General features: G+C 37.4%; 10 protein-coding genes. All 10 read left to right on the plus strand.

All coding sequences use genetic code 11. The annotated features are described in order from the left end of the window. Positions 1-274: 274 nt before the first annotated feature. The 10 genes from ACSSV9_RS13500 to ACSSV9_RS13545 all read left to right on the plus strand — a co-directional run bounded on the left by ACSSV9_RS13500 (position 275) and on the right by ACSSV9_RS13545 (position 23,480). Entirely contained in the window at positions 275-1,285 is a 1,011-nt protein-coding gene (locus ACSSV9_RS13500; RefSeq protein ID WP_437347788.1) for a LacI family DNA-binding transcriptional regulator, read from the plus strand. 209 nt (positions 1,286-1,494) lie between these two features. Then, entirely contained in the window at positions 1,495-2,976 is a 1,482-nt protein-coding gene (locus ACSSV9_RS13505) for a rhamnulokinase (RefSeq protein ID WP_437347789.1), read from the plus strand. Between the two features lie 50 nt (positions 2,977-3,026). Then, complete coding sequence (locus ACSSV9_RS13510; protein WP_437347790.1) at positions 3,027-5,987, plus strand: TonB-dependent receptor; 2,961 nt, start codon at positions 3,027-3,029, stop codon at positions 5,985-5,987. Between the two features lie 122 nt (positions 5,988-6,109). After that, the gene (locus tag ACSSV9_RS13515) at positions 6,110-7,834 is read left to right on the plus strand and encodes a T9SS type A sorting domain-containing protein (RefSeq protein WP_437347791.1); all 1,725 of its coding nucleotides are present in this window, start codon (positions 6,110-6,112) and stop codon (positions 7,832-7,834) included. 280 nt (positions 7,835-8,114) lie between these two features. After that, positions 8,115-11,162, plus strand: a complete 3,048-nt coding sequence (locus tag ACSSV9_RS13520) for a rhamnogalacturonan lyase family protein (RefSeq protein ID WP_437347792.1) — start codon at positions 8,115-8,117, stop codon at positions 11,160-11,162. A 75-nt stretch (positions 11,163-11,237) separates the two neighbouring features. Then, positions 11,238-13,349 carry a TIM-barrel domain-containing protein gene (locus tag ACSSV9_RS13525; protein WP_437347793.1) on the plus strand — a complete coding sequence of 704 codons (2,112 nt, stop codon included), beginning with the start codon at positions 11,238-11,240 and terminating at the stop codon, positions 13,347-13,349. 92 nt (positions 13,350-13,441) lie between these two features. Then, the gene (locus tag ACSSV9_RS13530) at positions 13,442-15,082 is read left to right on the plus strand and encodes a right-handed parallel beta-helix repeat-containing protein (RefSeq protein ID WP_437347794.1); all 1,641 of its coding nucleotides are present in this window, start codon (positions 13,442-13,444) and stop codon (positions 15,080-15,082) included. 26 nt (positions 15,083-15,108) lie between these two features. Further along, positions 15,109-17,967 (plus strand): glycosyl hydrolase, encoded by a 2,859-nt coding sequence (locus ACSSV9_RS13535; protein ID WP_437347795.1) that lies wholly within the window; start codon positions 15,109-15,111, stop codon positions 17,965-17,967. A 222-nt stretch (positions 17,968-18,189) separates the two neighbouring features. Further along, the gene (locus tag ACSSV9_RS13540) at positions 18,190-20,496 is read left to right on the plus strand and encodes a glycosyl hydrolase 115 family protein (protein WP_437347796.1); all 2,307 of its coding nucleotides are present in this window, start codon (positions 18,190-18,192) and stop codon (positions 20,494-20,496) included. 71 nt (positions 20,497-20,567) lie between these two features. Further along, complete coding sequence (locus ACSSV9_RS13545) at positions 20,568-23,480, plus strand: exo-beta-1,4-galactosidase (protein ID WP_437347797.1); 2,913 nt, start codon at positions 20,568-20,570, stop codon at positions 23,478-23,480. The last annotated feature ends 56 nt before the right edge of the window (positions 23,481-23,536 follow it).

A 23,536-nucleotide genomic window follows, 5' to 3' on the forward strand; every position in this document is an offset into this window, starting at 1 on the left:
AAGAAAATATTCTTAATATTTTCCTGTCGACATCGAAAACGTTTAAGTAATGGTACGAGGAGCTTAGAAGGCTCTTTTTTAGGGTTAAATTACTTAAAGGTTTTCGAAAACCTTTTCCGACTGTTGTTTATTTCTCCTTTTTCTCTATAAGTCATTCAAAATTTGGGACTTACGTGGCGGAGCTGTACCCAGACCTTCTCCTTAAATACTCTTGAAATTAATTACTTTATATCGTAATATTAGCCATCAATAATACTACTTTTGAGTTTTGACTGTGAGCATTAAAAAGAAAAAAGTTACCCTTAAAGATATAGCTACCGAACTATCTCTTACTCCTGCTACTGTGTCAAAAGCACTGAGAGATTCAACCGATATTTCTTCAGAAACCAAAACTCTTGTTAAAGAAAAGTGTAAAGAGATGGGCTATCGCCCGAATATTTTGGCTCGATCGCTTATTACAAACAGGAGCAAAATCCTGGGCGTCCTCATTCCTGATCTCAGAATTTCGTTTTTCTCAGAAGCTGTTCGAGGTATGTATGAAGAATCGGGCAACGAAGGATACGAATGCATTTTAATGGTTCACGACGAGGATGCTAAAAAAGAAAGGAAAAAAATTGAATTCTTATCGGATATCGGCGTGGACGGTATTTTATTGAATGCTGTTGGCGGTGACGAAAATTTAGAACTCTACAAAAAAATGGACGAAGAAGGAATCAAAATTGTGTGCTGGGATCGTAAAATTCATCAATTGCCATTTACTACCGTTAAAATTAACGACGTCGACGCTGCCTACGAACTTACAACCGACATGATTAAAGAAGGTCGCAGAAACATCCTTTTTCTTGGACCGAATACACTCATACCTGTTTGCGAGGACCGTTTCCAGGGCTATAAAAAAGCACTCGAGGATAATAACATCGATTTTAATCCCGACCTCGTACTTCAAACATTCCGTAGCATTGAAGACAGCTATAATAAAATGACAGGCCTTCTAAATACCGGCATTAAAATCGACGCTGTAATTAGTATCGGTGGCTTGATTACTTATGGCGCAGGCAAAGCTATTCTCGATAAGAATCTTTCTATTCCAGATGATATACTCCTTGGCGAATTTGGCGATAACACGATTGTTTCCCGTCTTGGTGTGCCGTACTATTCCGTCCAGCAAAATCCATATATAATTGGAAAAACTGCTACCGACATCCTTATCGATATGCTCGAAAATAAAAAAAGCTACGACGATTACGAAGACGTAACAGTAGAATACAGCATACTCAAAAGATAGCGTAAAATGTCTGGACATTTTTCCTTGGGGTTTCTTTCTTTTCCATTTCTACTAATTATCTATTCTTTTATCGAAGCAAATTAAATAGGTAATAGATTTATTTGTACAAACGGGTTATTCCCATTTAACTTCATAGAATCATAGGCTCATCTTTTCTCTTAAAAAGAATATCAATCTTTCTTTCGACAAATAATAATCACGGGTAATTTATGGCTGAAAAAAAATTTATTGCATTCGACATCGGCGCCGAAAGCGGCAGATGCATGGTGGGTCTTTTAAATAATAAAATTATATCTCTCCACGAAGTGCATCGTTTCAGAACTCCATCAATTAAATATGATTACGGATTCCACTGGGATATTCTGGCAATTTATGAAGAAATTATCGAAGGACTGAAAAAGGCAAAGAAAGAGTTCGGTAATTATTTCGACGGGATTGGTATCGATACATGGGGAGTGGACTATGTACTGCTCGATTCCGAAAACCGACTTCTTGGATATCCTTACCATTACAGGGACGATCGTACTGATAATATGATGGAAGAAGCTTTCTTACTCTTGCCTAAAGAAAAAATATATAAATCCACCGGCATACAATTCGTTCAGATTAATACCATTTATCAATTATTATCCGAACGAAAAAGAAAAGCAAGTCTTTTGGACGTCGCCGATAAAATTCTTTTTATCCCTGATTTCCTAAATTTTTTGCTTACTGGAGAAAAAGTATCCGAGTATTCGATTGCATCAACTTCAGGACTGGTTAATCCTGTTACCAGAAATTGGAGCTGGGAAGTTATTGAAGCTTTAGGTCTCAGGAAGGGCATTTTCCCAAAACTTATTGAACCAGGTTTAGTACTGGGAAAAATTTCAGCTTCGACGGCAAATTTAACCCAGCTGGATCCAAACATATCTGTTATAGCTACAACGTGTCACGATACTGCTTCGGCTGTAGTCGGTGTTCCGGCCTTAAGTGATAGCTGGGCATATTTAAGCTCGGGCACATGGTCATTAATGGGAGTGGAACTTAATCAACCTGTATTAAGTGATGATGCACTTAATAATAATTTTACAAATGAAGGCGGTTTTAACAATACAATTAGATTCTTAAAAAATATCCTGGGACTTTGGCCTATTCAGGAATGCAAACGTTACTGGGACGAAAAAGAAGAGAAGAAATTTACTTATGCAGAATTAACTGAAATGGCTGATAATTATGGTAGTGCAGGAGCCTGGGTAGACCTTTCTGATTCGAGATTTTTAAAATCAGGCGATATGCCCGAAAAAATAATTGCTTTTCTAAAAGAGACCGCACAAAAGCACGACAATAATTACGGGTTTGTCATCAGGGTTATAATCGAAAGTCTTGCATACAGTTACAGGGATACATTAAAAAAAATCGAATCGGTTACCGCTAAAAAAATAGAACGACTTCATGTAGTTGGTGGTGGTATTCAAAACGAACTACTTACTCAATTAACGGCAGACGCAACAGGATGCGAAGTAATTGCCGGGCCGGTTGAAGGAGCGGTGTTGGGTAATATCGGAGTGCAGGCAATTTCAAAGGGGATTGTTAAGAATATCAATGAGTGGAGAGAAATTGTCGGTAATTCCTCCAAACTGAAGACCTATTTACCCAATAACAAAGACTATTTTGATAAAAACATCGAACGATATAATAAAGTATTGAGATGAAAAAATAATTCTATAATTAATAATTCTCTAATTAAAAAGGGAGTTAAGTTATGAAAGTAAGTAAGACAATACTCAAGTGTTTGATTCTAATCTTGTGTATGGCAGGTATTATTCAGGCTCAGAGCTCGGGCAGAATAAGAGGTAAAGTTCTGGATAAAGAAACAGGCGAAGTTCTCCCGGGTGCAAATGTATTATTGGAAGGTACCAGTATTGGCGCTGCAGCATCATTTGAAGGTGAATATTACATCCGTAGCGTTCCCCCCGGAAATTATACTCTGATTGTAAAATATCTGGGTTACAAAGATGAAAGAATACCTGTTACGGTGGTCGCAGGTAAAACTATTGAACTTGATGTTGAACTTGAATACGTGGCTCTTGAAACAGGCGAGGTTGTAATTACAGCTCAGGCAGAAGGACAGATGGAGGCTATCAACCAGCAACTCTCAGCAAATACTATTAAAAATATCGTATCGTCCGACCGCATTAAAGATATACCGGATGTAAACGCTGCTGAATCGGTAGCTCGCTTACCCGGTATCTCATTAATACGCAGTGGTGGTGAAGGACAAAAAGTTACAATAAGAGGTCTTTCACCTCAATATAATGTTATGATGGTCAATGGTGTACGATTACAATCAACAGATCGTGAAAATCGCAGTGTCGATCTCAATATGATTGCTCCAAATATTCTCTCTGGCATTGAAGTTACTAAAGTTCTTACCGCCGACATGGATGCAGATGCCGTTGGCGGAACTGTTAATCTTAGAATCAGCAAAGCTCGCGAGGGCTTGCATACTAACTTTTCTATGCAAGGTGGATATGCTTCGCTGGCTAACGACAATCCTTATGGTAATTACAGAGCTACTGCGCTTGTAAGCAACCGTGTTTTTAACAATAAACTGGGGATACAAATTTCTGGCTATCTCGACAATTACAATAGGAATTCTGATAGACTAAGTGCCTCCTATACGACCAACGTTGAATCAATAACAAATGAGGGACTAATACCGACACTATTAAATGATGTCAATATTTATGACATAGTTAGAGATAGGAAAAGATTGGGTGGTAGCCTTGTGTTTGATTATCAGTTCACAAACGGCACGTTATTGTTAAATAACTTCATTGGCAGTCTAAAAGAGCATCAAGTCGAGCAGAGAAACTATTTCACAACCTCGTATGATTGGAGAGGGTATGCTTATGACCAGGAATTTACAAATACAGTCATAAGTAACGCTCTGCAAGGTGAATTTGAATTTCTAAATCTAAATCTCGATTTCTCTCTTTCTAATTCAATTACCACGCAACGTCATCCTGGTGATCTGACACTCGACATGAGAACTCGCTCTGGTGGTGTTCAGGGTTGGGTGCCAGATTCTGTTATAGCCGGTAAAGAAAATCAGGTTTCCCCGAGTATGCTTTTAAATCATCTGCAGGTTCTTGAGCAGGATAAAATTATTAATAACGCCAGCACTCTCAAACGTGATGTCGATGAAACTGCTCAATCGGCCATCTTAAATGTTAAAATGCCGTATAATTTTTTAAGTTTTATTAGAGGCGAAGTAAAATTAGGCGGTAAATACGAAAGGAATACTAGAAAAAATGACGAAACTGCGTGGGGTATTGATGTAGATAGAGGAGGTCTTGCCCTGGATTTCAATACTTTGCTAAGAGATGTAATATGGACAGACCTTGGCATTTCTACCCAGGATAACGGTCTCAAGGCTTCTTTATTTGCCGATCCAGAATATGATATCGGCGATTTTCTATCTGGCGAGGAAGGAATTGGCAGCAATGTTTTCTATAATAAAGTCTCGATCTGGAAAATGCATCATTTAGCTGATCTGGCTAAAGAATACGGGTACTATCTTATTTCACCCCTTGAGTCGACTCAGTATGATTATCACTATACAAGAAACTTCTATGCCTTTTATGTAATGACCGAAATGAACATCGGGAAATTTATTACTTTGACTCCAGGTGTAAGATATGAAAAATTTGGTTTCGATTATACTGCAGATTCAACGTATGTATTTGGTCGCTTGACAACACCGGGCGAATATTATTATGACTATAAAGAAGTACACTGGGATTCAACAAAAGGTGAAAATTGGTTCCCTCAAATTTTACTGCGTATTAAACCGACAAATTGGCTTGACATTCGCCTGGCAAGCACAAAAAGTATTATTTATCCCGACTATCGTGCTGTCTCCCCTTATCTCTTTATCGATACTTACGGAGATCCTGTTTTACGCATGGGTAATCCTTATCTAAAATCTGCCATCACACAAAATTATGATGCTTATGTCTCTGTTTATGATAATTACATTGGACTTTTCACAGCAGGATTATTTTATAAAGAAATTGAGAATTTAATTGTACCTATTACTTACTTTACCAAAGATGCTTCCAAAATAAATTATCGCTACCCGCTAACTCCAAATCAAAGAACAACTATTTATACCTGGACAAATCTCGAAGAAAAATCTTATGTACGAGGTTTTGAAGTAGACTGGCAAACTCATTTCTGGTACATGCCATCTTTCCTTAAAGGGCTGGTCCTAAATATCAACTATACACATATAAATTCTCAAACTCGTTATCCATACTTCAAAAGTGTAGCAATAGGCAGCGGCATCTTTAAAAAATATACTTATATTGATACAACTCGCTCGGGCAGATTAGTTAATCAACCCAATGATATTTTGAACTTAACTGTCGGTTATGACATAGGTGATTTCTCCGCAAGGCTATCGTTCCAGTATACTGATAATGTTTTAAGAAGTGCTCATACAGTTTATCAGGAATTAGACTCATATACCTCGCCTTATTCACGATGGGATTTTACTGCATATCAAAAACTTCCGTGGCTAAAAGGTCTTCAAATTTATCTCAACATTAATAATATAACGAATGAACCGGATCGTCAATATGTAAGTGTTCTGGAAAAACTTTCAGGTGTCGAGTATTATGGTACGACAGCTGATCTGGGAATACGATATTCGTTTTAAGCTATCTTTCCTTTTGCAAGGTTATGAAATAAAGGAGGTGATGAAATTTAAGTGAAAATTTTAATCACAATGCCAAATGCTCCCATTAAATTAATTATCAAATTAAAATCTAGGAGGACTCAATGAAAAAGTTAGTATTACTTTTTATGTTTTTTGTTATGCTATCGCCGTATTTACTTGCACAAAAGGTGCTGGATCCAAATCAATTTGTAAATGTGCAAATTGCTGCAGATACACTCGCTGACGGGACGCACGATCCAGCTAAGACTGTTTATTTAGCCGAAAGCGGCAAGATTTATGCATTTGATGGTACTCTCGATGTCGATTTTGACCTTGTTATTTTAGGACCTGACAATACATGGATCAAAAATCAAACTGCACCGCCTGTATTCTTGCAAATTCCCGCTGCAAATGGAGCTGCAAGAGATATGATCCATATCAAAAGTGGCGGAAGCGTTAAGCTTAAAAATGTCATTTTCGATGGCAATCTATCTAATGGTGAACTTGTTGGCGCGTTTATAGTTAATCAAGGAGGGAATAAAGTAATTTATGACAATTGTGCATTTGGCGAATGTCAGTGGTTTACAATGAGAAACCAGGCTTATGCTGATACAATCAGTGTTACCAACTGTCTTTTTATCAATATGGTTCGTAAAGCCAGCTCACCTTTTAACGGTATGCTCCTCCGTATCGATGCAGGTGTAAAAAACTTTATATTTGAAAACAATACCTCAATCAATTCAGGCAGGTTATTTGGCAACGGTGGCAATTTCTTTACATCAAAGCAAATCGAAGTTCATAATACTTTTCTCAATATGCAGATAAATGGGCATGAACTACACTGGTACGAAGCTTTGCAGGCAAATAATATTTATTATAACTGGAGTTATAGAGGACGGACTCTAAGAACGAATTTTTATGAAGCACCTTTTACAACATGGGAGCATCATTATGAAATAGCCGAAAAGCTGGATTCTATATCACTCTATGAAGGTATGAATGCATTTTATCTTGACCCCGCTTTCCCTGAATTCTGGAACAAGGAAATTAATCCTCTCGTTGCATCTGATTCTGACAAAGTTATTCCATGCTTTTTGTGGCCAAAAGGTGTTGATACCACGATTACTGTAGATAATGATTTTACAATAGGAAAAAATTATTGGCAGTTTGATCCCATGTTTGTTAATAATACCAGTAAGCTTGATAGTATGCTGGCATGGGATAAATATTACTGGCTTAAAGGAGCAACCTGGCCAGACTGGCGCATTGAATTAGTAGTTGATTACGATGCAGAAGGTCAACCGATACTGAATTGGCCTCCGAAATTTGATTTGAGTTATACGAATGATACTTTACTTACGGGAGGTACCGACGGATTGCCGCTTGGCGATTTGAACTGGTTCCCGGATAAAAAAGCTATTTATCTAGCAAACCGAGACCAGTATCTTGCAGCTCTGAGAGATTCCATGACGAATGCGAAATTTGTTTATATCCCGGGCGATAGCCTCTCAGCATTCATTACAAAAGAAAATCTTGTCTCTGTTGAAACATACGATAATAATGTTCCAAATCAATATTATCTCGGTAATAATTATCCCAATCCTTTTAATCCGACTACTACAATTCGTTTCGGTTTGCCAGAACAAGCCACCGTTACTTTGACCATTTACAACGTTCTGGGTCAAAAGGTATATGAAATGACCGAAAAAAATCTCTCTGCTGGAAATCATTCCTTCAACTTCAACGCTTCTAATCTAAGTAGCGGTTTGTACATCTATACATTATCTGCTACAGGTACAAACGGTAAAAACTTTGTTGCCTCCAAAAAAATGATGCTGCTGAAATAATGTAGCTTATTTTTGTGCCGCTTATTGGATCAGTGGTCAGTCTGTAATCAGATTGACCACTAACTTTTATCTTTACGATGATCAAAAATGTCAAAGAGATTTATGAATGTGGAAAGAGACATTCCTATTTATAAGGAGTACATTTAATTTGAGTGATAGTAGTGAGATAAATGGATTACATTTATAGTCATTTCAAATTAGTATTCTCTTTTTTATTCAGCAATTTTTAATCCCGCAGTGATCTGAATCAAATCGAAAAATTTATAGTGGGAGGGTATTAATGAAATTAGTATTGAGGATTATCATAATAGCAACTATGGTATTGAACTACACATCGATTAATTTATTCGGGCAATCGTTTCGAAATGAAAATCTGGGAAGGGGAGTAATTGCAGTGCCCGCAGAAGATGGGGGGATTTTTATCGGGTGGCGATTACTCGCTGACGATCCCGACAGTATAAAGTTTAATATTTACAGAGGGAACACTAAAATTAACGATATGCCATTATCGACGACTAATTTTATAGATTCAGCTGGAACTCTAAATGATAATTATAAAATTGTAGCTGTCATCGATGGCAATGAAACTTCAATATCAGAAGTAGTAACACCGTGGGAGAATATTTATAAAACAATACCGCTCCAGCGACCGCAAGGTGGAAGAACTCCAGATGGAGTTGACTATACATACAGTCCCAATGATGCTAGTGCTGCCGATCTGGATGGAGACGGACAATATGAAATAGTTTTAAAATGGGATCCTTCCAACTCAAAGGACAATTCAAAAAGTGGCTATACTGGCAATGTATATCTCGATGGTCTTGAGCTCGATGGTACTCTTCTCTGGCGTATCGATTTAGGGCGAAACATTCGTGCGGGTGCGCATTATACGCAATTTATAGTATATGATCTCGACGGCGATGGTCGCGCTGAAGTAGCTTGCAAAACAGCTGATGGTACTATTGATGGTCAGGGAAATGTAATTGGTGATCCCAATGCAGACTATCGGAATTCAAGCGGTTATATCCTAGCGGGCCCAGAATATTTTACAATATTTGATGGATTGACAGGCAAAGCACTGGCGACTACCGATTATTTACCGCCTCGAGGTAACGTAAGCCTTTGGGGTGATTCGTATGGAAATAGGGTCGATCGTTTTCTTGCTTGTGTCGCATATCTTGATGGAGAACATCCAAGTGTTGTTATGTGCCGTGGTTATTATACTAGAACTGTTCTTGCTGCATGGGATTGGCGCAATGGACAATTGACTTCACGGTGGGTCTTTGATACAGATAAAGGATACCCAACTTATGCGGGGCAGGGGAATCATAACCTAAGCGTGGCCGATCTCGACGGTGATGGTAAGGATGAAATTATTTATGGCTCTATGGCTGTCGATGATGATGGAACAGGGCTGTGGAATTCAGGACTCGGACACGGGGATGCATTGCACGTTTCTGATATTGACCCTAATCGTCCTGGCCTCGAAGTATGGGGCATTCATGAAAAAGCTCAAGTTGGTTCAGCTCTTCTCGAAGGAAGAACAGGCAAAATTATATGGGGCACAGGCCCCGGTGATGTAGGCAGAGGTGTTGCAGCCAATCTGTTAGATTCATACGAAGGAATGGAATGCTGGGGCGGTACAGATGGATTGAGAAGCGTTAATAATATTAAAGTAGGTCCAAATCCTCCTTCTTCTAATTTTGTTGTCTGGTGGGATGGCGATCTTGAACGTGAATTGCTCGATAATATTTATATTCAGAAATATGGTAACACCACCCAACTGTTACTAAAAGCAAATGGTTGTGCCTCTAATAATGATACTAAAGCAACGCCTTCACTCCAGGCTGATTTATTCGGCGATTGGAGAGAGGAAGTGATCTGGCGAACAAGCGATAATACAGCGCTCAGAATTTATACAACAAACATTCCGACATCTTATCGTATTGTTACTTTAATGCAGGATAGGCAATATCGTCTTGCAATTGCATGGCAAAATGTTGGGTACAACCAGCCACCTCATCCAAGTTTCTTTGTCGGTAAAAGCATGTTTATTCCCGATAGCCTCAAACCTCCAGCAAAACCAATAAATTTAAGAGGGACATCCTTAGGAGATACAATCCTGGTTGAATGGGATATGAATGTAGAAACCGATGTTGCAGGTTATCTCCTTTACAAAGGAAAATCTGCAGAAAAATTCACCGACTCGATCGATGTCGGCAATGTGACGTCTTACCTCGATACAAATGTTAAATATGATACTACATATTTCTATGCATTGAGAGCATACGATTTTCACGGTAATAAGTCAGATTTATCAGACGTAATTTCTGTTACTCCAACTTTAAGACCGGAGCCTCCAACCGCCATTTCGTATCGGCACGATAATAATTCGTGTTTGCTTATGTGGGAGTATTCAGATATCAATTTAATTTCACAAATAAATATTTACAGATCGGAGTCAAAAGATTTATCCTCGCCAGTAAAATTCAAGGCGGAAAAGAATGTAACTTCATACGAGGATAAAAATCTAACTAAAGGGAAAAATTATTACTACGCATTAACGGTTACAGATACAAATAATGTGGAATCTTTACGAACGGGAGTAATTCAAATTACACCAGCAGATTCTTTTGTTTATCAATCAGAGGATGCAAATTTAATTGGAACTGTCTTTGTGGAAAATAATCATCTTGGATATCACGGATCTGCCTTTACAAATTTCGACGCCAGCAATAGTACAGTTGAATTTACCAGTATGCCCGGTTACGGCGGCGGTCCTAAGACTTTATTATTCCGTTATGCGCTGGGAAATACCGACAGAACTGGAAGTCTGATAGTCAATGGGAAAGCGACTAATCTTACTATGCGAAACACCGGCGACTGGACTAATTATGTCATAGACAGTGTTGAAGTAAATTTAAATGAAGGATACAATAACACAATCAGTTTTTCTGCCACAGGTTCAGATTTCGGAAATTTAGATGAAATTATTATCAAATCTACTTTTCTTACAACCGTAGAAACAATCTCCGAGTTACCTGCTAAATTCGTACTTTATCAGAATTATCCAAATCCTTTTAATCCATCTACAATTATCAGTTATACTATACCAGTATCAAATAAAGCCGATAATTCAAGAATCCACGTGTTATTGAAAGTTTATGATGCACTTGGCCGTCAGGTTGCAACACTTGTAGACGAACAAAAAGAACCGGGAATTTACACAGTCGAATTCAAAGCGGATGATTTACCAAGCGGTATCTACTTTTATCAATTATCGGCAGGCAATTATATCTCGACAAAGAAGATGATTCTACTTAAATAAATTTTTTATATTGACAATACTTGTATGATTCATTTTCTTCTCAATTTTGTGGATTAAAAAAATACAGGAAAATCTATGATAGTTAATCCTATAAGAAAATCAAATCTGTCAGCACTTTCATTTGTAATACTATTTTTAATGGGACTAACAGTTTGCGGAAAACCTGGCAAATTGACTGTACTGAATAGTAACGAATCATTTACTTCATTCAAGATAGAAAACAGGTACGGCCATAATATTTTAATTGTACCGGCAGATACTCTGGGTGCTATTGGTTTTGTAGTTGGCGGCAAAGTTAATTGGCTTATGGGAGTACCCGAAATAAAAAAATCTTCCGATAATCAATTTATGTATTTATGGGAAAACGATTCCGACACAGTCATTTTAGTTACCAGAGAAACGGATAAAGAAATTCAATTTAATTTCAGATTGGTAAATAAAGATGTCCAACCTTCCGGCTGGATAATAAATACAAAGGCTGAGCCCGATGAATATTTTACTGGCATTTTCGAAAGAGTTGTTGATGGCCCTCAAGAAAAATCGTGGGAAAAAGATATCAAAGAAGGACTTGATTTAAGAGGACAGCGAGTTGAAGTAAAGCTAAAACCAACAGTATCTGCTTATGCTCCCTTCTATATCTCATCGGGAAATTATGCTCTGTTTGTTAAAGGAACGTGGCCAGGTATAATCGATTTTTGTAAAGAGTTTGAAAATGTGGTTCATATATCCTTTGAAGGTTCTCAATTCTCTTTTTCATTAATGATGGATGAATCGCCTGCAGAACTTGTTAAGAGACATGCGCTTGAGACCGGTCCGTCATTTGTGCCTCCTAAATGGGCCTTCGGACCGTGGAGATGGCGCGATGAACATTTTAATAATAAAAAATACTATGACAGTACAATTGTAGAATCTCCTTACAATTCACAGATAACCGAAGAAATATTATTAATGGCTGCTTACGATATACCATGTACAGCATATTGGATCGACAGACCGTGGGGACCGGGTGTAAGAGGTTTTGACGACTACAAAATTGATTATGAACGCCTACCCAATTTTGAAAAAATGATTAAATGGTTGGATTCGAAAAATATTAAAACAATGCTCTGGATAGGTCCGTTCGTAATGGGGAAAATGGCTGATACGGCAGCAGCTAAAGGCTACGAGTTGAAAAGTCGTATCTGGAAAAATTCCCGACAGGCTTTAATCGATTTCACTAATAAAGAAGCCTGTAAATGGTGGGGGGAAAACGGACCTGCAAAATTGGCTAAAATCGGCATAAAAGGTTTTAAGCTCGATCGAGCAGACGGTGAAAAGCTTCTGGATTCATTACATTTATTTACATCAATTGGTACTAGTTACAGAGAAAACTATAACGATTATCCGCGGCAATATGTAAAAGCAACTTACGAGGCAGTTAAACCGATTTTGGGCGACGATTTTATTTTATTCCCACGTGCACAATACACTGGAAGCGCAAGATATGGAGGAATGTGGGCTGGCGATACAGGAAATCCTCCCGAAGGTCTCAGGTCTGTAATAATTGGGGCTCAAAGATGTGCTATTATGGGATATCCTATCTGGGGTTCTGATACCGGTGGCTATCCTAGAAATATTAATAGAGAAGTTACAAAACGCTGGCTGGGTTTTTCATGTTTCTCTCCAATTATGGAAGTGGGACCCACAAATAATCGAGTCTTCTGGGATATGGATTATGAACCTTCTTTTGATGACGAACTTCTAGCAGTGTGGCGATTCTATGCAAAGTTGAGAATGTACCTTGTAGACTATATTTATAATCATGCTAAAATTGCAAATGAAACTGGCATGCCGATTATAAGGCCACTCTTTCTCGAATATCCCGAGCAAAAAGAGTGCTGGAAAGATTGGACTACCTATAAATTTGGAAATGATATTCTTGTATCGATTATTTGGGAAGAAGGTAAAACAAAAAAGAAAATCTATTTACCCGAAGGCGAAGTGTGGATCGATCAGTGGGATAAGAAAGAATATAACGGTGGACAATTTATTGAAGTTGATGCTCCATCTTATAAAACACCTTTCTTCATACGTAAGGGCTCAAATTTGATTTTGCCTGACTTGAATGAACTATATAAAGAATCAGTCGAAAGAACCAGAATCAGGTATAACCTCAAAGAACTCGAATCGAGAGAAAATTGGCAATAAAAATAATCTTTTAGCTCTCTGAGTTCTAACTCTATTTTATATCAATTAATTCTGCTTCAAGAGTAATCCCCTTGATTTAAGAAGAGGAAGGTATGTATAAAAAAATAATTTTTACTCTTACGATTTTATTATCTACAGCACTTAACGTTCAGTCACAAATTTATGTTGCCGCGGATGGGAACGATGCAAATCCTGGAACTATCGATAAACCACTCAGATCGCTCCAGAAGGCGCAGGCACTGGCTAAAGCCGGCGATACGATATATATACGAGGAGGACTTTACAAAATTAAAGAAGATCAAATTTCCCGAATAGTATCGAATCTTTTTGCGTGTGTTACTTATCTGGATAAAAGTGGTTCGGAAGGGAAAACTATCAAATACTGGGCTTATCCTGGTGAAACTCCTGTATTCGATTTTTCGGAAGTTAAACCTGCCAATCAAAGAGTAGTGGGTATTTATGTAATAGGCAACTATATCCATTTGAAGGGAATCGAAATGACAGGCATTCAGACCACAATTACAACGCATACGGAATCATATTGCATTTATAGTAAAGGGAATCACAATATATTTGAACGAATTAGTATGCACGACAACGTAGGAACAGGCTTAAGGCATTATTCGGGTGGATATAATTTATTCTTAAATTGTGATTCATACAGGAATTGGGATAATGTTTCTGAAAATAAACTTGGTGGAAACAATGATGGCTTTGGTTGCCACCCAGATGCAGGTGGGAAAGGGAATGTCTTCAAAGGTTGTCGTGCATGGTTTAATAGTGACGACGGCTTTGATATAATAAGAGCCGACGAATCTGTTATATTCGATAGTTGCTGGGCTTTCTTTAATGGCTATTCAACTTCATTCCAGAGTCTGGGTGATGGTAATGGATTTAAAGCCGGTGGCTTTGCTCACGATACCCAGGATAAAATTCCTGATCCTGTACCGAAGCACAAAATCGAATTCTGTATTGCAGCTGGAAACAAATCAAACGGTTTCTATTCAAATCATCACTTGAGCGGCAATGAGTGGTATAATAATACGGCCTATAAAAATAGTGTCAACTTTAATATGCTGAATCGCCCAAAACGTGAGGATGCGACTAATATTGATGGCGATGGATACGACCATGTATTAATAAATAATTTGAGTTATCAAAAGGGATTTGGCTTAATAGATTTTGCTAATATCGATACAAGCAAAAATACACTCATTACCAATTCCTGGCAGTTCAACTTATCACTTAACGACGCCGATTTTAAAAGTCTCGATATAAATTTACTTATGTCTCCAAGAAAGGAAGACGGTAGTTTACCAGAAATCGATTTTATGCGTCCTGTTCAAACCAACAAGGTTATTGATGCAGGAACAATTATTGGATTTCCTTATTTCGGGAATGCACCCGATTTGGGTGCCATCGAATCGGAATTCATCACTTCTATTAATTATAACGACACTAATTTACCCGCTAACTTCAGCTTATATCAGAATTATCCCAATCCTTTTAATCTGGAGACAAATATTACATATTATTTGAAAGAACCAGCTGAAGTAAAACTTGCAATTTATAATTCCATCGGGGAGAAAATTAGTACACTTGTTAATGAGTACCAAAAACAGGGCTATTATAAATTGACATTTGACGGCAACGGTCTGGCAAGTGGAATTTATTTTTATAAATTGGATATAAATGATAAATCAATTATGAAACAAATGACGCTGCTTAAATAAAAATTATTCATTCATTAAGAATTAATATGACTAAGTATAATTCTCATAGTGGTGATTTCTTCTTCTTTTTATTAATTGTTGTAATCTTTTTTTTGCGCAATGAAATCAGTTTAGGACAAAAAGATTTATGGCCTGAAATAAATTATACTACAAAACCATGGACAAGATGGTGGTGGCACGGGAGCGCAGTTACAAAGGATGACCTGAAATTTAATATGGAAGAATTGAGCAAAGCCGGCTTCGGAGGCGTTGAAATAACTGCAATTTATGGTGTAAAAGGCTACGAAGATTATGATATAAAGTTTTTGACTCCGGAATGGATCGATATTTTGAAATATACTTTGAATGAAGCTAAAGAATTGGGACTTGGAGTTGATGTTGCCAATGCATCCGGATGGCCTTTTGGCGGTCCCTGGATTTCTGAGGAAGATGCTTGTAAGAATATCCAGTATAAAATTTATAGTTTGAAAGGAGGAGAAAAATTAAAAGAAGAGATAGAATTTATTCAGGAACCGTTAGTTAGAGCCGTAGGACGCAAAGTTGATATTTCGGAGATAAAATTCCCAATCAATGCAAATCCGAATTTACAAGAGTTAGCGCTGGATCAAGTACGCTTCGAAAGGAAATTGCCTTTAATTGCACTGATTGCTTACAACAGTAACGGTGCAATGCTCGACATAACAAATAGAGTTGACAAAAGTGGTAAATTACTCTGGACAGCTCCTGAAGGGAATTGGGAAATTTATGCACTCTTTCAAGGATGGCACGGTAAAATGGTAGAGCGAGCAAGTAGAGGAGGAGAAGGAAATGTAATCGACCATTTTTCAGAAAAAGCGCTTAAGCATTTTTTAGAGCAATTTGATAAAAATGCAAAAGGGAAAAATCTTGACGGTATAAGAGCATTTTTCAACGATTCTTACGAGGTAGACGATGCCATAGGCGAAGCGAACTGGACTCCACTTATGTTCGAGGAATTTAAAAGTTTGAGAGGCTACGACCTGAAGAACTATTTACCTGCTCTTTTCGGAAAAGATTCTGATGAGATGAATTCTCGAGTGCTCACTGATTTCAGAGAAACTGTTTCCGATTTACTATTGAAGCGTTTTACTAAAGTCTGGCAAAAATGGTCCCGTAATTATAACTCAGTTGTCCGTAATCAAGCACATGGTTCGCCGGCAAATGTTCTTGACCTTTATGCGGCAAGCGATATTCCAGAAACCGAAGGCACCTTGCCTCTACGAATTAAACTTGCTACTTCAGCAGGGCATCTATCTGGTAAACAATTAATCTCTGCTGAAGCTGCTACATGGCTAAACGAGCATTTTTTATCGACATTATCGGATGTTAAAAAAAATTTCGATCGCTATTTTGCAAATGGTGTCAATCATCTGGTTTATCACGGCACGCCGTATTCACCACAATCAGAAGACTGGCCTGGACGGCTCTTTTACGCCTCTGTCCATTTTGCACCCACAAATACCTGGTGGGACGACCTTAAAGCTGTAAATTCTTATGTAGCCAATTGTCAGGCATTTCTACAATCCTCCAGACCTGATAACGATATTTTACTCTATTTCCCTATTTATGATATCTGGTCAAAACAAGATGGAAATTTATTAAAACATCTGGGCACAAATAATGATGAATTAACAGAGGACCTAAAACGGCTTAGCAATTTGTTTTTGAATGAAGGGTATCAGTTTGACTTTGTTTCCGATAATCTATTGCGAATGTTGTCGGTAAAGAACGGTAAGATTGTATCCGCTAATTTTGCAGAATACAGAGTCTTAATAATTCCTGAGACAATTTTTTTACCGCTTAATACCTTCAAAAAAATTATTGAATTAACTAAAGCAGGAGCAACAGTAGTATTTAGTAAAAACTTACCTGCTGACGTACCCGGCCTTCATAACCTCGCAGAGCGAAGAAAAAGATTCGAGAAACTCAAAAGCAATATTAAATTTGAAAAAGCTGACCAATGCCTTCTAAGCAAATTAGGAAGAGGAAGATTAATTATAGCTGAAAATATTCAGGAAGTTTTGAATGATATAAATATTAAGCCAGAAAATTTATTGAAAGAAGGACTCTGGTTTAATCGAGTTAAACGTAAGGAGGGGCTCTGTTATTTTATTAGTAACTGGAGCGATAATGAATTTGATAAGTGGGTCAGAATACGAAGGAGTGGGAGTGATGCCCTCTGGTTCAACCCGATGGAAAGAAAGTTTGGAAAAGCAAAAGTGAAAGTCGTCAACAATGAATTTGCAGATGTCTATCTTAAACTCGACAAAGGTGAATCTATAATTTTGCAGTGGTATTCAAACAGTCAAAACGTCGATGAATATAAATTCTATCGTGCAACAAAAGATACCGTTGAATTAAACGGCGAATGGAAAGTAACTTTTGTTAAAGGAGTCCCCACTTTACCGGATTCAATGTCTACTCATACACTGGATACATGGACAAAATTTTCTGACGAGCTAAAATGGTTCTCCGGTACTGCAAAATATACAATCACATTCGCAAAGCCAGATTTTGCTACTGATGCAATTCAACTGGATCTCGGTAAAGTTTTTCAATCGGCTGTTGTTTTTCTTAACGGTCACAAGTTATCAACACTTGTTGGACCTCAGTATCGTGTTGTTATTGATTTAGAAAAACTAAGAGAAATAAATACTCTCGAAATATTAGTGACAAATTTGATGGCAAATAGAATTATCTACATGGATAGAAATAAAATTAATTACAAAAAATTTTACAATATAAACTTTGCTGCTCATGAAAGAGAAAACATGGATGAAAATGGTTTGTTCACTGCCCAAAACTGGGAACCGCTGGATTCAGGTTTGGTTGGTCCAGTAAAATTAATTGGTCTTGTTGCTGAATAATGAGTATACCCTTCGTATTATTTTTAACTTATCAGAGATAAATAAATTTTATATGGGCATATTAAAAAAATTGTGATGTTATTTTATTCCAGAAGATTAACTTGTTTAGCTAAAATTGGTTTAGTACCTCTTCTCTTTTGCTTTCTTACAAATTCGAATTTTGCACTGAGCTACAACAATTTTGGAAGCGGCAATTTCCGAATTGTATCTAAAGGAAATAGTGTGCCAATCATCTATGATAAGAACGATGCTGAAGTAGTTTATAATTGTGCAGTTGCACTGGCAAATGATATAAAACTAATTACCGATATAATGCCTGATATTCATAACAATTTAGAAGTCAATGATGAGTCAGCAATTATTGTGGGTACAATTGGGAAATCAAAAATCATCGACAGTATTAAGGCAACGGGAAAATTATCTGTTGCATCAATTGAAGGCAAATGGGAGAGCTTTGTAATTCAAAAAATAAATAATCCCTTATATGGTTTAAACCAGGCACTTGTAGTTTGTGGTAGCGACCCGCGCGGAACAGCTTTTGGCATATTCGAATTGTCCAGACTTCTTGGAATTTCACCCTGGGTTTACTGGGCTGATGTGTTGCCGCAAAAGCAAAAAGAACTTGAAATATCGATCGATAAAATTGTAATGGGGCCGCCTTCAGTAAAATATCGCGGAATTTTTCTCAATGACGAAGACTGGGGTTTGCAGCCGTGGGCTGCTAAGAATATAGATACCGATATTAAGGATATTGGTCCTAAAACATATGCCCGTATTTTCGAGCTTCTGCTGAGACTCAAAGCAAATTTTATTTGGCCTGCAATGCATCCATGCACGAAAGCATTTTTCTACTACAAAGCAAATCCTTTAATGGCTAAAAAATATAATATAGTCCTTGGTTCAAGTCACGCCGAGCCGATGCTAAGGAATAATGTGGATGAATGGAATAATAATTTTATCAATGAGTACGGAAAAGAACCTAGCGAATGGCGTTACGATACTAATTCCGACGAGATTAAAACATACTGGGAAGACAGAATCAAAGAATTAGCGTATTTAAATCTGGAAACTGTAGTAACCATCGGGATGCGTGGAATTCACGATAGCGGTATGCCCGGACCTGACAAATTAGAGGATAAAGTTGAACTCCTGAATAAAGTGATAGAAGATCAGAGAGATTTACTGGCCAAACATTTCAAAAAAGATGCTGCTGAAATTCCTCAAATATTCTGTCCCTACAAAGAAGTGCTCGATCTCTATTATGCTGGCGCAAAAATACCAGACGATGTTACGATTGTTTGGGCTGACGATAATTACGGCTATATTCGCAAACTCTCGACATCTGAAGAACAAAAAAGAAGCGGAAGAAGCGGAGTCTATTACCATTTATCCTACTGGGGCTACCCTGAAGACTATCTCTGGTTGTGTTCAACATCTCCTTCTCTTATTTCTTATGAAATGAGTAAAGCTTATGAATACGGCGCTGATCGTCTATGGATCTTTAATGTAGGCGATATTAAACCTGCCGAAATGGAAATTGAATTTGCTATGGATTTAGCATGGGATATCAATTCGTGGAATCCAGTAAATTCAGAAAAATATATTGAATATTGGGCATCAAAAACTTTCGGGAAAGAATACGCAAAAGAAATAGCTGAAATAAAAACTTTATATTATCGATTGGCAGCCTCCGGAAAACCTGAACATCTCGATAAAATCGATTTTACAGAAAATGAAGTTAAAGAACGTCTTGCAACGTATCAGAAGATTGCACGTAAAGCCAGAAGCTTGAAGGAAATAATTCCAGAACGTCTCCAGAATGCTTATTTTGAATTAATCCTCTATCCCATTTTAAGTGCTGCATACATGAATGAAAAAATATTTTATGCTCGAATGGGAGATTACCAGAAGGCTAGCCGTGCTTACAATGAAATAAAGAAACTGACAGATATTTATAATACTAAAATTGCCAATGGCAAATGGAACGGTATGATCTCTATGAATCCTCGTAATCGACCAGTTTTTAATGCGCCGGATTCAATGAATAATTTTTATAAATCCGTTTCAAAGGATAACCGACTAAAACCGATAAAAATTATTTATGTCAGAGAATTAAAATTTGATACAACAAAATTATGCCTCCTGCCAGGATTGGGAATCGACGGCGAAAGTCTGTCATGGAAAAACTTTACTGGCCCCATCTATGACGAAGGAAATGCGTTAGATGCTCCAACTGCCTCCATTCAATTGCAACTTCCATCAGGCAAGCATATTATTGAATTAATCTGTTTGCCGACGCATTCCGTAAATGAGACACGCGGACTTCGCACGGCAATATCGATAGATAATCGCCTTATCGATATCATCGACGTAAACACGATCTCTGGAACTGCGGAGTGGAGTCTGAATGTTCTCAGGGGTTTTGCTTCTGCCAGAACGGAATTTAATCTAAACGTGAATAGCATGGTCAAGCTACAGCTGTCGCTTCTCGATCCTGGTTTATCTATTAGCAGAATTATTATCTACTGAATATGCTAATATTCTTTCTCTATCTTATCACATCATTGTAAATTAATTATTAACTAATATAGTAGAGAGTTATGAATAACATGTCAAGAAAACTTGTAAGTTCATTAATTTTTTTATGTTCGATATCAATTCTCTCGGTGATTATCAACGCCAGACCATCAAATAACGATACCATCTGGTTAAAAGGAAAGTGGAACTTTCAAATTGACCGGGAAGATATTGGTGTCAAAGAAAAATGGTATCAAACAAAATTTACGGATGTTATTATTCTACCCGGTTCGATGAGAGATAACAACAAAGGAGATGATCTTTCAGTTAATACAATATGGACAGGTAGCATTTACGACAGTTCGTGGTATTTTCGACCCGATATGGCAAAATATAGGGAAAAAGAGAACCTGAAATTTCCATTCTGGCTTACACCCAATAAACATTATGTTGGAGTTGCCTGGTACCAGCTCGAAGTAAAAATCCCGGATGATTGGAAAGGTCGTAAAATAGAATTGTTTTTAGAACGCCCTCATTGGGAAACGACGCTCTGGATTGACAGCATTGAAATTGGAATGCAAAATAGTCTTTCAACACCACACAGGTACGATTTATCGCATAAATTGACACCAGGTCGTCATCTGCTTACTATTCGTGTGGATAATAGAATTAAAGAAATTAATGTAGGACCCGATTCACACAGTATTACCGATCAAACTCAGGGGAACTGGAATGGAATCGTGGGCGATATCTATCTCAGTTCAACTTCTCCAGTGTCTTTTTATGACATTAAACTTTTCCCTGATATCAATAATAAAACCGTAGCTGTAAGAGCAGTATTATCTAATATTACTGAGAAAGAGAGAGCTGCAAAGATTGTATTAAAAGCAAAATCATTTAATACTGAAAAAGTAGATGAAGTAGCTCCTTTGATCAGAGATATTAAAATTAATAAAGGGAAGACTGACGTTGAGATAATTTATCCGATGGGAGAGAATATTCAATTATGGGATGAATTCAATCCAGCTCTCTATAAAATGACGATAGAGTTAATTGATGAATCGGGTAATATAGACGAAAAAGAAATTCAATTTGGAATGAGAGCTTTTACAATTAATGGTACCCGCTTCAAAATTAATAATCGACCAGTATTTTTAAGGGGAACGGTTGAAAATTGTGTATTCCCTTTAACAGGTTATCCACCTACAGATGTTGAATCGTGGGAAAGGATATTCAAGATTTGTAAAGATTTTGGTCTAAACCATATGAGATTTCACTCTTGGTGTCCGCCCGAAGCCGCATTCCATGCTGCAGATAAGTTAGGATTTTATCTTCAGGTTGAAGGTCCCAGCTGGGCTAATCACGGAGTTACATTAGGCGATGGTTTGCCAATTGACCAGTATATCTATGAAGAAACCAAACGTATATTAGATACTTATGGAAATCATCCTTCTTTTTGTATGATGGCTTACGGGAATGAACCTGCCGGTAAAAACCAGGTTCAGTACCTCGGGAATCTTGTCAATTATTGGAAATCGATTGACAATCGCCACGTCTATACATCTGCTTCAATTGGTAAGAGCTGGCCACTCGTTCCGGAAAGTCAATTTATTGTTCGCTCTGAACCGAGAGGACTTCCATGGGATCAACGCCCCAGTAGTTTATTCGATTATTCTAAAAGAATCGAAAATTATTCTGTCCCTTATGTAGTTCATGAAATGGGGCAGCACTGTGTCTTCCCAAACTTTAATGAAATAAAAAAATATACTGGGGTATATAAAGCCAAGAATTTTGAATTGTTTAAAGAACTATTAGAAAAGAATCATATGGGTGACATGGCTCAGGAATTTTTAATGGCTTCGGGGAAATTACAGGTGATTTCTTACAAAGCTGAAATTGAGGCAGCGCTCCGCACAAAAGGTTTAGCCGGTATACAATTGCTTGCTCTTAACGATTATCCCGGACAGGGAACTGCACTCGTTGGTCTACTCGACGCATTCTGGGACGAAAAAGGATATATCGACGCAAAGAAATTCAAACAATTTTTCGGGGAAACTGTACCTTTAGCAAGAATTCCAAAATTCGTCTTTTATAACAATGAAATATTCCAGGCTGATATCGAAGCTTTTCATTTCGGCAAGCATCAATTATTGAATGTTACACCTCAATGGAAATTGATTGATTCAGAGATGAATACTATTGCTGAAGGGAAATTAAATACGACAGATATTCCAATAGATAATTGTACTAAACTGGGCAGTATTACTTTTCCACTTTCACAATTTAATTCTGCAATAAAACTTACTCTTGAAGTTTCGATTGGTCAATACAAAAACAGCTGGGATTTCTGGGTCTATCCATCTGAACTTCCTGAAATAGATCACAGTGAAATTTATTTTACGGATAAACTTGATGCTGAAGCCAAATCGGTCTTAATTAAAGGCGGAAAAGTATTTTTATTTGCGGCTGGGAAAGTTGAAAATGGGAAGGATGTTGTTCAGTATTTAAATCCCGTCTTCTGGAATACTTCATGGTTTAAAATGAGACCGCCACATACGCTTGGAATCCTATGCAACCCTGAGCATCCGGTATTTTCATATTTCCCCACGGATTTTCATAGTAATCTCCAATGGTGGGAAATTCTCAATCGTCAACAGGTAATGAACCTTGAATTATTTCCACCTCAATTTAAACCTTTAATACAAACAATCGATACCTGGTTTTTGAATAGAAGATTGGCAGTGTTATTTGAAGCGCGGGTTGAGAATGGAAAAATTATGGTGTGCAGTGCGGATTTACAGAATAACTTAAATGAACGACCGGTGGCAAGGCAATTACTCTATAGTATAACAAAATATATGCTGTCAAATAAATTTAATCCCGAATACAAAGTGGATTATTCAATCATCGAAGAACTGTTTGAAAAGAAAGATCGCCCACCAGCTATTGATTTCCATACAAAACAATCCACAGACGATTTAAAACCAGTGAAATAGATTTCTAACTATAACACCGTCAAGGGCGCAAAATATGAATTTAATTTAAGAGATAT

It is taken from the genome of Melioribacter sulfuriphilus (genome assembly GCF_051488685.1).
Classification (GTDB): Bacteria; Bacteroidota; Ignavibacteria; order Ignavibacteriales; family Melioribacteraceae; genus Melioribacter.

Bases quoted from the DNA above. Each gene is read 5' to 3' on its own strand.
- ACSSV9_RS13505 (WP_437347789.1), top strand. From the start codon at position 1,495: ATGGCTGAAAAAAAATTTATTGCATTCGACATCGGCGCCGAAAGCGGC.
- ACSSV9_RS13510 (WP_437347790.1), top strand. From the start codon at position 3,027: ATGAAAGTAAGTAAGACAATACTCAAGTGTTTGATTCTAATCTTGTGT.
- ACSSV9_RS13515 (WP_437347791.1), top strand. From the start codon at position 6,110: ATGAAAAAGTTAGTATTACTTTTTATGTTTTTTGTTATGCTATCGCCG.
- ACSSV9_RS13520 (WP_437347792.1), top strand. From the start codon at position 8,115: ATGAAATTAGTATTGAGGATTATCATAATAGCAACTATGGTATTGAAC.
- ACSSV9_RS13525 (WP_437347793.1), top strand. From the start codon at position 11,238: ATGATAGTTAATCCTATAAGAAAATCAAATCTGTCAGCACTTTCATTT.
- ACSSV9_RS13530 (WP_437347794.1), top strand. From the start codon at position 13,442: ATGTATAAAAAAATAATTTTTACTCTTACGATTTTATTATCTACAGCA.
- ACSSV9_RS13535 (WP_437347795.1), top strand. From the start codon at position 15,109: ATGACTAAGTATAATTCTCATAGTGGTGATTTCTTCTTCTTTTTATTA.
- ACSSV9_RS13545 (WP_437347797.1), top strand. From the start codon at position 20,568: ATGAATAACATGTCAAGAAAACTTGTAAGTTCATTAATTTTTTTATGT.